Origin of the sequence: Spongiibacter sp. UBA1325 (genome assembly GCF_002306875.1) — a bacterium.
GTDB classification, from domain to species: Bacteria; Pseudomonadota; Gammaproteobacteria; order Pseudomonadales; family Spongiibacteraceae; genus Spongiibacter; species Spongiibacter marinus.
Window position 1 is genome coordinate 711,287 of record NZ_DBTD01000009.1, and the last position, 15,592, is coordinate 726,878.

The 15,592-nt window shown below is 55.3% G+C and carries 11 protein-coding genes; 9 read left to right on the forward strand and 2 right to left on the reverse strand.

The features are described from left to right. Positions 1-95 precede the first annotated feature (95 nt). Positions 96-1,118 carry a DUF2804 domain-containing protein gene (locus tag B3K78_RS11845; protein WP_286695630.1) on the forward strand — a complete coding sequence of 341 codons (1,023 nt, stop codon included), beginning with the start codon at positions 96-98 and terminating at the stop codon, positions 1,116-1,118. A gap of 172 nt (positions 1,119-1,290) precedes the next feature. Continuing rightward, positions 1,291-3,159 (forward strand): S8 family serine peptidase, encoded by a 1,869-nt coding sequence (locus B3K78_RS11850; RefSeq protein ID WP_286695631.1) that lies wholly within the window; start codon positions 1,291-1,293, stop codon positions 3,157-3,159. Positions 3,160-3,199: 40 nt separating this feature from the next. Here the strand turns inward: B3K78_RS11850 and B3K78_RS11855 are convergent, their stop codons facing one another. Continuing rightward, positions 3,200-4,261: an AraC family transcriptional regulator gene (locus B3K78_RS11855; protein ID WP_286695632.1), complete on the reverse strand. Its 1,062-nt coding sequence runs from the start codon at positions 4,259-4,261 to the stop codon at positions 3,200-3,202. A gap of 128 nt (positions 4,262-4,389) precedes the next feature. Between B3K78_RS11855 and B3K78_RS11860 the strand changes: the two genes are divergently transcribed. The 6 genes from B3K78_RS11860 (at position 4,390) to B3K78_RS11885 (ending at position 12,874) form a co-directional block, all read left to right on the forward strand. After that, entirely contained in the window at positions 4,390-5,220 is an 831-nt protein-coding gene (locus B3K78_RS11860; RefSeq protein WP_286695633.1) for a metal-dependent hydrolase, read from the forward strand. A gap of 324 nt (positions 5,221-5,544) precedes the next feature. Next, positions 5,545-6,270, forward strand: a complete 726-nt coding sequence (locus B3K78_RS11865) for a c-type cytochrome (protein ID WP_204996122.1) — start codon at positions 5,545-5,547, stop codon at positions 6,268-6,270. 2 nt (positions 6,271-6,272) lie between these two features. Next, a complete protein-coding gene (locus tag B3K78_RS11870; protein ID WP_286695634.1) occupies positions 6,273-7,430 on the forward strand; it encodes a cytochrome-c peroxidase in 1,158 nt (385 codons plus the stop codon). Positions 7,431-7,471: 41 nt separating this feature from the next. Continuing rightward, complete coding sequence (locus B3K78_RS11875) at positions 7,472-8,869, forward strand: parallel beta-helix domain-containing protein (RefSeq protein WP_286695635.1); 1,398 nt, start codon at positions 7,472-7,474, stop codon at positions 8,867-8,869. A gap of 138 nt (positions 8,870-9,007) precedes the next feature. Then, positions 9,008-11,278 (forward strand): TonB-dependent receptor, encoded by a 2,271-nt coding sequence (locus tag B3K78_RS11880; RefSeq protein WP_286695636.1) that lies wholly within the window; start codon positions 9,008-9,010, stop codon positions 11,276-11,278. Positions 11,279-11,371: 93 nt separating this feature from the next. After that, on the forward strand, positions 11,372-12,874 hold the full coding sequence (locus tag B3K78_RS11885) for a purple acid phosphatase family protein (RefSeq protein WP_286695637.1): 1,503 nt from the start codon (positions 11,372-11,374) through the stop codon (positions 12,872-12,874). Here the strand turns inward: B3K78_RS11885 and B3K78_RS11890 are convergent. After that, entirely contained in the window at positions 12,871-13,416 is a 546-nt protein-coding gene (locus B3K78_RS11890; RefSeq protein ID WP_204996126.1) for a peroxiredoxin family protein, read from the reverse strand. The two genes, B3K78_RS11885 and B3K78_RS11890, sit on opposite strands and share 4 nt — an antisense overlap. Before the next feature lie 265 nt (positions 13,417-13,681). On the opposite strand from B3K78_RS11890, the gene B3K78_RS11895 reads away from it, so the two are divergent. Next, positions 13,682-15,592: PKD domain-containing protein (locus B3K78_RS11895; protein ID WP_286695638.1), on the forward strand; the 1,911-nt coding region annotated here is incomplete at its 3' end.

The following is a 15,592-nucleotide window of genomic DNA, read 5'->3' on the forward strand; positions in this document are numbered from 1 at the left end:
GTGGGTAATGATGACCATGTCGCAGCTGTTGACTTCAGGCGCTTTGGTCTACCATAGGCGCCGTTTAGAAGGGCATAGCCGTTGACGATGGAGAAGTGAAGTTGGGTGATTTAGCAGCGTTAATCAAGGCGAATGGGCAGCCTCATTTTGGCGTTTTCGAGCGGCCTGTTGGCGATATCAATTACCGCGACTACGACCTGCGCAACGCAATGGATAAGCCGCGCGGCAAGTTGGCGCGCCACTTCGCTTTCAACCAATTCCAGTTTTTATCGCTATGTTGCGACGAGCTGATAATTGGCGTGGCGATTGTCGACCTGAAGTGGGTGAGCAATGCCTTTGTCTATTGCTATGCGCCGGATAGCGGTGAGTACGATGAGTTCAGCTTTGTTCAGCCCCTGGGTCTGAAAACGGCCATTCACACTCAGCCCAATAACGGCGAGGCGCATTTTTGCTCGGGGAAAAATAGCGTAAAGATTGTCGCCGGGCCCGGCCAACGCCACCTCACTGTGTCGCTTGCCAGTGGTTTGCAGGTCGACGCAATCATCGATGAAGAACAGGGCTATCAACCGTTATCGATTTGCACGCGAGCAGGCTATGCGGGCTGGGTGTACACCCAGAAAACCACGGCCAGGCCGGTGTCGGGTAGCGTGCGGTGGCGGGGGCGCGACTACGACCTCGCGGCGATGTCGGCGCTGGCGGGAGTGGATTGGAGCGCAGGCTATATGCGGCGCGAGACGTTCTGGAACTGGGGAAGCTTGTCAGCCCACCTCAGTGATGGCCGTCGCATCGGCTTTAATTTAGTCGCCGGTGTGAATGATACGGGCTATACCGAAAATGCGCTGTGGCTGGATGATCAGATGGTGAAGCTCAGCACCGTCGTGTTCGACTTTGACCGCCAAGACGGCGAGGCGCCGTGGGGTATGCGATCGCAAGATGGCATCTTGGATCTGCGTTTTGAACCAGCGGGTCAGCGCAGTGAAAAGCGCAACGCGGTGGTGATCGCTTCAAACTTTACCCAGTTTTTTGGCCGCTACTATGGTCGCATTAGCCTGCCTGGCGAGGAATTGGAATTGTCGGGGCAGTGGGGTTTTGCAGAAGATCACTTCGCCCGCTGGTAGGGCATTTGTTGATCACTGTCACAAAACGAGGCAATTGAGTCGCGCCAGTTCTCCAATCGGCATCAGTTAACAGTTTGCGTAAGCGCGCTTTGTTTATAGTCGTCGCTGGCCCGAAGAAAGGATCGGGTTTTTTCGTTGGGACAATATAAAAATTGATTGGGGACGCACTTCAATGATGAAAAACAGAGCGCTGATTATGAGCTCGATGCTGGCCTTTGGCTTGTCAGCATGTGGCGGCGGTAGTGGTGGTTCGGGCGATGACGCGAACCTGCAGAGTGCCGCGCAGCAAGACGACGTTCAGCAGCTAGGCACCTTTGAAACCTCGGTCTCTGACGACCTGACCGCAGGTGAGCCGATCGACGGTCAATACATTGTGCTGTTGCAAAAAGCAGAAGACAGTTTGCTTGGGGCGCTGCCTCTGCCAGACCTGGTGGATCAGTTGCTGGCGACAGTGGGTGGTCAGCTATTGGGTGTTTATCAAAATGCGGTCAGCGGTTTCGTGGCCAAAATGAGCCCGGAAGCGGCGGCCTTACTGGCCAAGAATCCCCTGGTAAAACTGGTTGAGCAGGATCAGACCGTCTCGATTGCTGCGGTTCAGAATAACGCGACCTGGGGACTGGATCGTGTCGACCAGCCTTCGCTGCCGCTGGATAATCAATACTCTTACAGCGCCGATGGCAGTGGCGTTCACGTTTACATCGTCGATACCGGTATTCGCAGCAGTCACAATGAGTTCTCCGGCCGTACAGGTGTAGGTCGTAACTTTGCCGCCTCTGGCGGCTTGTTCTTTAGCAGTACTGACCCTGAAGATACCGATGACTGTAATGGTCACGGCACCCACGTTGCCGGTACGGCCGCGGGCAGCACCTACGGTGTGGCAAAGGGCGCCACAGTGTATCCTGTGCGTGTACTGGGTTGTAACGGTTCTGGCAGCAACTCCGGTGTTATTGCCGGTGTGGACTGGGTCGCGGCAAACCATCAAGCACCAGCAGTTGCCAACATGAGCCTCGGCGGCGGCAACAGTACCGCTTTGGATGAAGCGGTAAAAGGCGCGATTAATGCGGGCGTTACCTTTGTGGTGGCAGCCGGTAATGACAATACCGACGCCTGTAGCGGTTCACCTAACCGCGTGGCTGAAGCGGTGACTGTTGGCTCAACAACGTCATCTGATTCGCGTTCTTCTTTCTCCAATAAAGGAAGCTGCGTTGATATCTTTGCTCCCGGTTCGGCGATCACCTCTGCCTGGTACCAGAGCGATAACGACACTAACACCATCAGCGGCACATCAATGGCTGCGCCACACGTTGCCGGTGCGGCGGCGTTGATTCTGTCGCAAAACCCTAACGCAGCGCCGGCCAGTGTTTTCAGCACACTATTGCAAGACGGTACCAGCAATAAGTTGAGTGGTCTGGGCAGTGGTTCTCCCAACCTGCTGCTGCAGGTTGCCCAAGGTGAAGGTGTCGACTTCCCGCCGGTGGCGTCCTTTAACTATAGCTGTAATGAACTCAGCTGTAGCTTTGATGCGTCGGCATCGTCTGACGATCAGGGCATTCAGCAGTACAGCTGGAACTTTGGCGATGGAAGCTCGGCCGCTGGCGCGAGTGTTAGCCATACTTATGCAGCCTACGGCGACGTTACCGTTACGCTGACTGTGAGCGACACTGCTGGCCAGCAGAATACAGATAGCCAGCTGCTGAGCTTGCAAGAGCCAGGCGCGGGCCCCTGTCCTGAGTGTGAGCAAACCAGTGGCACGCTCACCGGCAGTAATGACAATGATTACAGCCCGAGCAGCGGCGGTTTCTCCAGCAATGGTGGCCAGTTCTATGGTCTGCTAGAGGGCCCTGCAAATGCCGATTTCGATCTCATTCTGGAAAAATATAGCCGCCGCCTGTTCTTTAGCAGTTGGTCGAGCGTGGCCAGCAGCGAGACGGCGAGCTCAAACGAAGAAGTGACCTACAACGGCACCAGTGGCACCTACCGCTGGCGTGTGAAGTCATACAGTGGCAGTGGGGATTACACGCTCTACACTGACAATCCCTAAGCGGGATATCCTTCAGCTAAGGCACCTTCGGGTGCCTTTTTTATGGCTCGGATTTTTTCCTGAGTTGCTGTCGGTAGACGCTGGGCGGGAATCCTGTCCAGCTTTTAAAGGCTTTCGCAAAATTACTGGCATCGCTGTACCCCAGCTGCTCGGCGATTAACTCAATGCTTACCGCTTGGTTGAGTAACTCGCGGGCGCGCTTTTGCCGGAACTCATCTTTTAACTGCTGATAGCTGCACTGCTCGGTTTTCAGTCGCCGCTGCAGGGTCGCGGTAGACATATTGAGCCTCGCGGCAACGTCGTCAATGGTCGGTAACTCACCCTGGCTGCGCTGCAGTTGGGCGAGCACCCGCGACGATAGGCGTTGTGATGAGAGGCTGCGTCGCAGGTCATTTTCGCAGCGCGCTTCCGCCAGTTTTGCCAGGTCGGCGTCGCGGGTCGCAAGCGGCAGATCGAGGATGCTGTTCGGCCACGACAGGCTGTAAACCGAAGCGCCAAAGCTGATTTTGGAGCCGCCGGGGAGCGCCGGTGGCGCGCAGTTTGGGGCCTCTCCCTGCATGGTGATATGGCTAGCCAGGTGCGCGGCGCCGCGTCCAAGTATTTGTCGGCACAAGGTGTCCAGGCAGGAAAGCAAAGACAGGCAGACATAGCGCATGGCAGGGTGTTGTGGCTCGAGTGGCCGGAGGCACAGCATGGCGCGATCGCTGCCTTCGGTTATTTCAGGGTGGGTTTGTCCCGACTCGAGGGTGACAAAGTTAATGCGGGTAGACACGTAGCGATACAGCTTGTCCGCGGCCTCCGACAAACTGCGGCTATGCTGGGCGGCGTAGCCCAGGTAACCGTGCTTGGATAGCGTCATCCGGCGGCCGCCTTCCAGTGCCGACCACAGGTTGTTATCAATTTTCTGAAAGTTGCTCACAGCCTGTAGAAAAGAGCGATGGCCAATACTGACGTCTTGCAGAAGCAGAACCTCGCTGCTCAGCCCACAGCCCTGTAGCAGTTCCCCAATGGCCATGCCGCGCTCAAAAGCTTGCTCGCTGAGCGTCACCAGGTAGTCGCTGGAAATGGAATACTCACCGTCGCCGTGTTGTTCTGCGTCCATTACGTGTCCTGTGTCGTTAAAGCACCGGAGGCTGCGAGAAATTAACCTGCTAGCAGTAAAAGCACTATGCCATAGTTTCCGTCGGGTGGTTGAGCGCGCGTAGCGCCGCGACAAGTTGGAGAATAATAATGCAGGTTAATAATGGGATTACCGTTCGGCGGATGCACTTTCCTGCGCCCGCATCCATGGACAAATACTGGTTTGGTGGGAATCCGCTGATTTCGACTTTTTTCTATGCGATGTCGGCGACCTTTCCCGACGGCGAGCGCTTTTTCATTGATACCGTGCGCCACTACCAGCCCGAGGTTAGCGATCCGGCGCTGAAACAGCGCATTCGGGCCTTTATCGGCCAGGAGGCTCACCACGGCAAGGCGCATGAAGACTTCAACAGTGCTTTAGAGGCCCAGGGCTTTCCTATGGCAAAGGTGGCCGCACGGGCAAAGGCGCTGCTCGATACTGCGCGAAAACGCCTGTCGCCCCAGCGCCAACTCGCGATTACGGTGTCTCTTGAGCATGTTACCGCAACGCTTGCTGAGCACGCTTTGCGTCATCCCGAGGTACTGGGCGAGATGGACCCGACATTTCGGGACATGTTGGTATGGCACGCGGTTGAGGAGATCGAACACAAGGCGGTGGCCTTCGATGTCTTTCGTCGCCACGTGGGCAGTGAGTTTCTGCGCAGGCGTGTACTTATGCTGTCGCTGATGCTTTTTTTCTTCCGCATCAGCGTGTTTCAGCGCCAGTTACTGCGGGCGGATGGCCGGCGTGTGACGTGGCGTGAGCGCTGGCAGGCGTTGTGCTTTTTCTGGGGGCGGGGCGGGCTGATGACGGAGGCAATGCCGCACTTTTTGAAGGCATTTCGTCGCGGCTTTCACCCTGATGATATTGACCAGCGTGCACTGATTAACGATTGGCAGTTGCGCTATCCCGATGTCGCTGCTCGCCAAGTGAATCGCTAGTTTTCCCCTCAAAGACACCGCTCTTTTCAGTGGCCTTTTCGATGCTTTTGCCCCTTTGTCCTCGCGAAGGGGCCTTTTTATCTCAATGAAAAATATAGAAAATTTCTAGAAATATACACCGTGGGCGTATTTTTTACGCGATTGTAATGTGTGTGGGGCTTAACAGCCATGGCGGAAGCGGGTATCGTCAATGTAATACACGTAAACTTTGCTGTGTGTATTGGCTGTGCTTTTTCATGGCACGGTCTATGCTGAATAAAAATAATAATACTGGCCTGCACCACTCGTCGTGGCCAGTTCTACATAGGATTACGGAGCCGCCCCATGGAAAGTGTGTCTGGCCATTTCAATTTGCATAACTTCAAGCGCTATCGCCGCCTGGCGGTGGTGCTTTGCTCGCTTGCCGTCGTGGCGTGTAGTTCTGACCAGGGGCCATCGGCCGATAGCGAACAAGCCGCAGCGGCAGCTCAGCAACTGCTGGCCAAGGGAGCGGGTGCAGATGGCAAGGCGCTCTATCAGGCCTGCGTGGCCTGCCATGGCGATGAGGCACAGGGTAACCAGTCGCTGGGCGCGCCGTCGCTGCGCAACCAGCAGAGCTGGTATTTGACGCGCCAGTTGCAGGCCTATCGCTCGGGGCTGCGCGGCAGCCATCCTGAAGACAGCTATGGCCAACAAATGCAGGCAATCGCCAAGACCTTACCCGACAGCGAGGCGGTCGACGCGGTCGTGACATACATCTCGGCGATGGGAAGTCAGGCGGCAGCAGCGACGCTCAGCGGCGACCTAAAACGCGGCGCCGATTACTACAGCAACCTGTGTGGTGCCTGTCATGGCCCCGCGGCTGAAGGGATTGAATTGCTGCAAGCGCCTGCTCTGGCGGGGGTTGATGACTGGTATTTAGAGCGTCAATTTATTCATTTTCGAGACGGTATTCGCGGTGCGGATGAAGCCGATAAATACGGCTACCAGATGGCGATGATGGCGGATTCCCTGCCAGACGAAGCCGTACTGCGCGATGTGCTGGCGTATATTCAGTCACTGGCCGACTAGCAATGAGTGCTTACACGCGGGCCTTGTTGCCTTGCCTCGTGCTGCTGCTTTATTTGCCGGCTGTCCACGCTGCGCAAACCTGGAAGCTCAATGAATTTTGTCCGGCGGGTTTTACCTTGCGCGATGGCGGCTGCTATTTGCTGAGCTTGTATCGCGATTACCGATCGTTGCAAAAAAGTGGTGTGGGCGGACTGAAAACCGGCTTACCCACGCTGCGAGAGGGCTTTAGCCCCCAGCAAATTGACCTCGGCCGCTTGCTGTTCTTTGACCCGGTGCTGTCGGGTAATCACCAGTTGAGCTGTGCCTCCTGTCACGATCCGAGTAAGGGTTTTGCCGATGGACGTGGACTGAGCATTGGCGCCGGAGGGCAGCTTGCCAAGCGATCGGCGCCGAGTTTGTGGAATGTCGGTTTTCTTAAGCGCTTGTTCTGGGATGTCAGGGCAGACTCGCTGGAGGCGCAAATGCAGGGGCCCCTTTACGACCCGGTGGAAATGGCGAACAGCCCGGCACAACTGCTGGCCGATCTTCGCGCCTCGGCGCATTACCCCGCGCTATTTGCCGAGGCCTTCGGTGGTGATGCATCGATTCAGTTGGATCAGATCTATACCGCGATTGCCGCTTTTGAGTCTTCCCTGGTGTCGTTAAACAGCCGTTACGACCTCTACGCCCACGGCTATCACGATGTTCTCAACGCCCAGGAAATTGAGGGGATGAACATCTTTCGCTCGTTTGTGGCGCGCTGCGCGGAGTGTCACACCCCGCCGCTGTTTACTAACCAGCAGGTTGCGGTACTGGGGACGCCAGAGCCGGACGGGCGAGCACTTGACCCCGGCGTGCAGGGCGTGACCGGCGATGCGTCGCAGCGTGGCGGCTTTAAGGTGCCTTCGTTGCGCAACGTTGCGCTGACGGCGCCCTATATGCACTCGGGGCGTTTTGCCACGCTGCGCGATGCCACGGCGTTTTATAACGGCGGACGGGGACACGCTGTACCCGCCGGCGAGAAGCTCAGCCTGCACTGGCATATTTGGGAGCCGAATCTCACCGATGAGGAGCTGGATCGCCTCGTCGACTTTATGAAAACACTGACTGACGAAAGCTATATGCCGACACTGCCCGAACGCGTGCCGTCAGGGCTGACGCCAGTACTGGGAAGCCATTGATAGCAATCAATGCCTGGGTAGAAAACCTAAGGAGCAGAACCATGAAAAAGCCCGTTGCCAAGTTGGCGCTATGGCTGTGTTTGTTAATCACTTCAGGCGCGGCCATTGCCGCCGAGCTTGCCGTGAAAGATGGCCAATCTATTCAGGAGGCAGTGAACGCGGCTGCGCCTGGGGATGTGATTTTAATTCACCCCGGTACATACAAAGAAAGCGTCTATATCGATAAGGACAATATCACCCTGCGCGGCGTGGTGGTTGAGGGGGAGTGGCCGGTACTCGACGGCGAGCACAAACGCAATGACGCGATTTTGTACTCCGGTAACGACGTTACCGTAGAGTGGCTGACCATTAAGCATTACAAAGGCAATGCCATTATGGGGCAGGCCGGTAATAACTACATCATCCGCTATAACCGGGTTATCGATACCGGCGTCTACGGCATATTCCCTCAGTTCGGTAAAAACGGCCTGATTGAATACAACGTGCTCAGTGGCATCGAGGATGCGGCGATCTACGTTGGCATGTGTGACAACGTCGTGGTTCGCCACAATGAAGTGTTTGACAACGTGGCGGGGATTGAAATTGAAAACACCCGGCATGCGATTGTCGAAAACAACTATGCTCACAACAATACGGCTGGTCTGCTGGTATTCATTACCCCTGGCTTACCGATTAAAACCGCCTACGATGTGATTCTGCGCGACAACTTTGTGGTGAATAACAATACCGAAAATTTCGGTGCGCCGGGCTCGATTGTTGCCAAGGTGCCGCGCGGTATCGGTGTGGTTATCATGGCGGCGGATGATGTGATCGTCGAGGGTAATATCATTTCTGGTAACACGACGGCGGGTATCGTAATTACCGATCTTGGCTTTGTTACCGATATTGCTTCCGACCCCGAATCTGAGCCGAACCCGGATCGCATCGCCATTCTCGATAATCTAATGTATGACAACGGCACTGATCCTGTTCCCGAAATTAAGGCGGCCATGCTCACGCAATTCACCCGCCGTGGCCCGGATGTTTTTGCCAATATCGGTTCTGCTCAAGAGCCGGATAACTGCATCTTGCAAAAAGAACAGTACATCACCTTTGGCTTAAAGAAATGGAGCAAGTGCGAGCGAACTAATACGCACGATATTGATACCTACCTGCTTGCTGATGGTGCACCGCCACGAGAAATCGAAAATGATGAGGACCGTACTAAGCGGCTTTATCAAGGCATTTGTGCGGGGTGTCACGCCTATAATATGCGGATGATTGGGCCGCCCACGCTGGCGATTCAAGCCCTGTACCACAAGAACCCAGAGGGCATTGCCAATTATATTGCTGAGCCACACAAGATTCGCCCGGATTATCCGCCTATGCCAACTCAGTCGCATCTATCGGAGGAGTTAAGGCGCAAAGTGGCAGAATATATGCTAGAGATTGAGAAATAAGAGATTGAGAAGTAAGAGATTAAAAAGTACGAGGTAAACGACCGAGGCTTGTGAGTTGTGACGGCGTCGCCAGAACGCCGCTCTTCTTTTCGAATGCAAGCCGCCGCGCAGCATGGTGAGAAGCGAAGAGGGTAAAGCATGAAGGCAGGGCATCGAGCGCGAATAGGCGCAGCAATCGCCGCGACCTTAGTGGCAACAGGCGCGCAGGCGGCAAACAACCTCGCCCTAGAGGAAGTTGTGGTCACCGCGCAGAAGCGGGAGCAGAGTGCCATGACGGTGCCGGTAACCGTGGATACCTTCAGTACCCAGGATCTGGAAAATACCGGGGCCTTAACCATGACCGACATTCAAGCCTATATTCCAGGCTTGAAAGTGGGGACTAACATTCAGGATGCTGGCGGTGTTACCCAGTCCTCTTTTGTGATCCGCGGTATTGAAAGCTCTAACATCAGCACCGGTGGCGATCCCTCTGTCGCCACATTCTTGGATGGTGTCTACCTTCCTCGCGCGGCGATAACTGTGCCATTTTCAGATATGGACCGTGTCGAGGTTTTGAAAGGCCCGCAGGGCACGCTGTTCGGGCGTAATGCCGCAGCAGGCGTGGTCAGCTTCGTTTCCAACCTTCCAGACCCTGAAGCGCGCGAGGGCTTCCTCTCCGCGAAACTCGGGAATTACGGCCTCGTTCGCATTGAGGGCATGGGGAATGTGCCGCTGAGCGACAATCTGGCTTTGCGAGTCAATGTTCTGCACAACCAGCGCGATGCGGTGGTCGACAATAAGGGGCCATCGCGGCCAGACCCGCGAGAGCAGGATAACCAATTCGCCAAAGTATCACTGTTGTGGCAGGCCAGTGATCGGCTGCGTATGCAGCTGTCTGCCGATTACGACAAGGTCGATAACGGCCCGCAGGCGATGATGGGAATTAGCGAGCAATACGCGGACTTTCCCGACCCAACGGATAGAAAAGTCAGTACCGATGCGCGCAATCCTGGTGAGCGTCGCGATATGTACGGCGTGGTCGGCAAACTCTGGTTTGATGTGAACGATGCCAGTACCTTAAGCCTGATCGCTAGCCACCGCGAATTTGAAACCTATAATTTGCAAGATGAAGACGGTACTGCCGTTGAAGATGTTTATGTAGATACCAACAACGTCGAAGATTCCGATATCAGCTACCTAGAAGCGCAGCTCAATATCGCACTGGAAAATGTCGATATGGTTTTCGGTGTTAACTACAGCACCGAAGATACCTACCAGCTCACCGCGTTAACCTTTAGTTATGGCGCCGTTGTCGAGCTGGCCTCCGACATGTTGGGCCTGCCCGCCAACGTGCTCAACTCGTTAATCGGAGGGGTGATTGCCGGTAATTATGTTACCGAGACGATGACCAATATCGGTGACTTTGAAAACTACGGCGTTTACTCAGACGTCGATTTTACGGTGACGGACCGGCTGAATATTCTAGCCGGTTTGCGCTACAGCAAAGATGACAAGCAGTTCAGCTGGGATGCACCGCTTACCGATTTCCCGCTGTCGCAATTACAAGGGGAAAACTTTTTCTTCAACACCAATGGTGTTGAGCGTGCCAGCGAAAGCTGGGACAAAATTACCGGCCGCCTGGTGGCGAACTATCAGCTGGCCGAGGGAGCGATGGCCTTCGCCAGTTACTCTACGGGTTACAAGTCTGGTGGCTACGACTCGTTAAACCCCGGCTCGGGGGATGTTCCTCTGGAACCAGAGGTCGTTAATAACTATGAGCTGGGGATAAAAGGCGACTTTTTAGCCACGACGATTCGAACGCAGTTGGCGTTATTCCAAATGACCATCGACGACCGTCAGGAGGCTATTGAGTCGCAGCAGCCGGGCAGTGGCGCGGCAGTGCCGACGGTGATTAACACTGATGAAGATATCAGCGGTGTCGAGCTGACCTTAGATTGGTTGGCCACCGAGTCGCTCCGCTTTGGCGTGATTTATACCTACCGCGAGCAGGAGTCCAGCCGCGAGGCGCACTACGATGCGCAGGGTAATTTTGTTACCGCCGACAATCGTTCGGCGACAACACCTCAGGAATACACGCTTACCCTGGATTGGTCGCCAGAGCTTGCTGCGGGTACCGTGCTGTTTCACCTCGACTATGTGTACGAGGAGAATACAGACCGCGAGAACGAGGACCACCTGGATGAGTTTAACCGTGTCCCCGGTTACGGCGATGATACCGAACTGCTCAATGCCCGCGTGAGTTTTATCACTCCGTCAGGGGGCTATGAGTTTGCGGTGTGGGGTAAAAACCTCTTGGAAAACGAGCGGGTTTCGCAGCCCGGCGGTTTAACCGGCGATGTACTGGGCACCTACCACGTGGGCATTGTTGACCCACTCACCTACGGTGTCGACTTTAAGGCCTTTTTCTAAATCGCGTTTCCCGGTGGCAGTTACTGGGCTGTCACCAGATTTTCATATTGGCCACCTACACTCCCCGCGATATTGATATCGGGGGGAGCCGTTGTGTCTTCAAGCAGTTTAAGTCGTCGCCGCTTTTTGGCGGTTAGCATGGCAGGTTTGGCTCTAAGCGCGTGTGGGGGCTCCTCGGGCAGCTCATCAAGCAGCGGCCCTGTCGATTCGCCACTTCCCCCGGACCCGCAGCCTGAGCCGATACCCGATAGCGCTGAGCCCGGCCCCATCCCGCCAAGAGGTTTGCACCTCAGCTTTGTTGGCGACAGCCACACCTCGCGCACGGTAACGTGGTTTACCGATGGCCTTGAGCCGCCGCAGTCTCGCTTGGAGTTTGGCGTGGTTGAAGAGGGCATGAGCGAAGCTGATATCGCCGAGCAGGTGTTCGAGCACTTCGTCGATGCGAGTGCCGACGAAACGCCGGGGGTGGAGAGTTTTACTCACCGTGCAACGGCAGGGGGGATTGATGCTGAAAAACCCATGCGTTACCGCGTGGGGTCAGATGAGGGCGGTTGGTCTCCGGTGTATGTGGTTGCGCCGTCGCCGCGGGACGAGTGGAGCTTTATCCACTTTGGCGACCACGGTATTGGTGACCTGCCCCAGCAACTGACGGCCGAAGTACTAAAAACACCCGCAGACCTGATTATGATTGCTGGGGATCTCAGCTATGCGAATGGCGACCAGCCAATCTGGGATACCTGGTTTGAGCAAATGGAGCCGCTGCTGGCTCGCCGCATTACCATGACAGCGCCGGGCAATCACGAGCAAAAAGATTTTGGTGGCGAGGCTTTTAAAAACCGCTTTACCCACCCGCCCAAACCATTGAGTTCGGTGATTGGTCAGGGGAGCCCCGGCAGCTCGTTCTATTCCTTCGACTACAACCGCGTGCATTTTCTTGTAACAACGGCCGGGGCCTTGATCAACGACGGCACCCTCGTTGAAGAAATTATCAATATTGAGGTCGACCTGGCTCAGGCTGCACTGCGTCGAGCGCGGGGTGAGATCGACTTTATTGTTGTTATGCAGCACTACACGATCTGGACTGATCAGCTCGGTCGCAGCCCGGCTAACCCCACGTTGGTGGCACTGGAAGAGAACATTATGCTGCGCTATGGCGTTGACCTGTTAGCGGTGGGGCACGACCATGTCTATCAGCGCTCCAAACCGATGGGACTGGGGCTGCCCAACCCCCTTGGTTATGTGCAGGTGCTGGTGGGAACGGGTGGCGCTTCCATTCGCCTGTTCGATGAAAATGGCCCGCAAATTTGGTCTGCGGCTGAATTTATTGGCGTTGGCTTTTGCCGCTATGCGGTTAGCCCCGGCAAGATTCGAGGCGAGTACTATGGCTCGCCGCCGCTGGACCTGAGCGATGAGGGACGGCAGTACATTACCGGCGACTTCTCACTTCAGGACAGTTTTGAGATAAGTGCCAAGCCGCAGATTGCCTGCCAGTTGTGCGCCAAGCCGGCTCGCAGTAGTGACATCCTGCTCGCCGACTACGAGGCGATCTCCCGGCATACTCGCGAGCGAAACCGCCACGACTTGAGACACTGCTAGGCGTTGTCCTGGGTGGCGCAAAACGCCAGCAGGTCATCGAAGGGCAGGTGATCGCCTTCGTCTTTGCCATAGTGAGCAACGCGAACAATACCGTCGCGGTCAATTAAAAAATTGGCTGGCATGGTTGTCATATTGCCCTTGATCGTAGTCGGCACATAGCCTTTGCACATACCGCGTATCGCTGTGGGCATGCGCGTCAGCATACCCTTTATAACCCCGAGTATTGAGCGTTGCACTGAGTAGCGCTCGTAGTATTGGCCGGTTTCATCGGCGAGAATTGGGAAGGGGGCGTGATGGTCAGCTGCGTGCTCCTGAAGGTTGTCCAGCGGCGAGTCAAATACCGCGACCACCGTAAAATCGTTAGTAAATTCATCGAAACGCTTTACCAGTTCATGAACCCGCATATTGCAAAAAGGGCAGCTGGCAAAGCGAAAGAACGACAGCATATACGGTCGGCCTGCTAAGCTGGCTATGTCAAACTCCTCACCATTTATGGCGGTCAGGCGTAGGGGTAGGGCACGGTCGCCGGCTTGTACTGTCATACTGTCTCCAATGTTAAGGTCTTACATATCGACCTGTGTGACGCACACGCCGCCACTTTGTTACACCCGCCGCACGATTGTGCGATTGGCTCACAGAAATAACCTTTCCTCTTTGGTGCTACGGCACACTTCTTGACCTGCTGTGCAACTTAACGTAAAAGTTTAGAAAAATAATAATGAAATGTCAGACCTCGCCTTGGTTGCGCAGGTAGGCATTTTGAGTGTTTCAAGAAGAAACAGGCCTTCCGGCCCAACCGGGGTTCATATGTCATTATCAAAGTTTGCCATTGCGGTATTGTCCGTTGGTCTTGCTGCCTGCGGAGGTTCCTCTTCCTCAAGCTCTAATTCTGGTGGCGGTACGACATCACCTAAACCTATCGAACAGGGGCGGCTGATAGATAGCCCGGTTAAGGGTGCGGGCTTCGTTAGCAGCTCGTCGATCAGCGGTCTCACCAATGTGAATGGGGTATTTTCCTACCGCCAGGGCGACGCTGTCTCCTTCCGGCTTGGGGGGCTTTCGCTAGGGAGTGCGCAAGGGGCCGCCATTATTACCTTGCTGGATCTTGTTGATGGTGCTCGGGCAGCGGCGAACAGTGGTAGCAGCACTGATGAGGTGTTGGATGACTTTCCGGCGATCGTAAACCTGGCGCGCCTGCTCCAGTCTCTGGACGTGGATGGCGATAGTGGCAACGGTATACAAATTCCGTCAGAGGCAGCCCAAAAAGTTAGTGCTTACGTCAATAGCATCGACTTCACTGACCCGGATATGTTTGCCGACAGTGATAAACCGGCAGTGAAATTTATCTGCGAAGTAAAAGCGGCGAGAGGGATACCCGCCTGCAGTGAAAGTAATATTGTCGACGAGGACGCGGCTCGAAGCGAAGTAAAAGACACTGAAGAGCAGCGGCGCACTGGCAATATCAATGAGCTGCCTATCGTCAGTGCTGGTGCTGACCTGGTCGTTGCTGAAGCCGGCAGCGTTACCCTGCAGGGAAGTGCGCAAGATAACGACGGCAATGTCACGGGCACGCTCTGGCAGCAGACTGACCGCAATGGTGTTGCGATTAATGGCAGCATCGAAATCAATAATCCCGGTTCCTTAACGGCCAGCTTCACCGCGCCGGAAGTCGATCAAGACAGAATCTTTTATTTTTCATTAACGGCGACTGACAACGATGGCGACCGAGCCAGCGATACCGTTGCTGTACTAGTGCGCGACAGCAGTGGTGGTGGAAATGCGCGGCCTGTGGCCAATGCCGGTGTCGACCAAAATGTTGAGTCAGGCGAAGTTGTTGTACTCGACGGCAGTAATAGTGAAGACCTGGATGGTCAGATAACAAGTTATAGCTGGTCGCAAATCGACGAGGATGGAAACTCGGTTAGCAATGGTGTTGCGCTGCAAAATGGCGATACCGCTGAGGCCAGTTTCACGGCGCCGAGCGTTGACGTAATTACTCAGCTGCGTTTTCGCCTGACGGTTTCGGATAACGAATCGGCGACCGATTTTGATGACATCACGATCAACGTAAGTCCTGAGGATACCGAGCCCGAAAATGTGTCTCCTGTTGCTAATGCAGGCGATGACCAAAATGCTATAGCCGGCGAGAGTGTCACTCTCGACGCCAGTGCTTCAAGTGACGCCGATGGCGACGAGCTTAGCTATTCTTGGGAGCAGACTGACGATACGGATATCCAGCTCACCGGTGCCGATACAAAGGTTGCCAGTTTCACGGCACCAGATGTTAGCGAGTCAAGAACCCTAACATTCAAAGTAACAGTGAGTGATGGCGCATTCAGTGCAGACGACCATGTCAGCGTCGTTGTTGCTCCCGCGCCTGCGGTTTGTGATCCAGCGGATCCCGGTACCTACCAGCAGTGTTTTGCAATTTGTACTGACGGCGACCCCGACACAGCGTGCCCGCTGCCGTACGAGGATTTCTCCCCGAATCCAGAGCAATTTGAGGAGGTCTTTAGCCAGCTGCAGGCGTGTGCCGACCAAGACCCTGAAACACAGTGCCTCTTGCCCTTGGAGGGTGAGCCGGAATTTCCATCGCAGATAGAGGAGGTTTTGGGCGAACTCTGTGACGATGCGTCGAATCCGCAGCAGTGCTTAACCGACGGTCAGGATGCGATCTGTAGTGCGTTTGACCCAAATAGTGAGACGCCATTCTGCGGC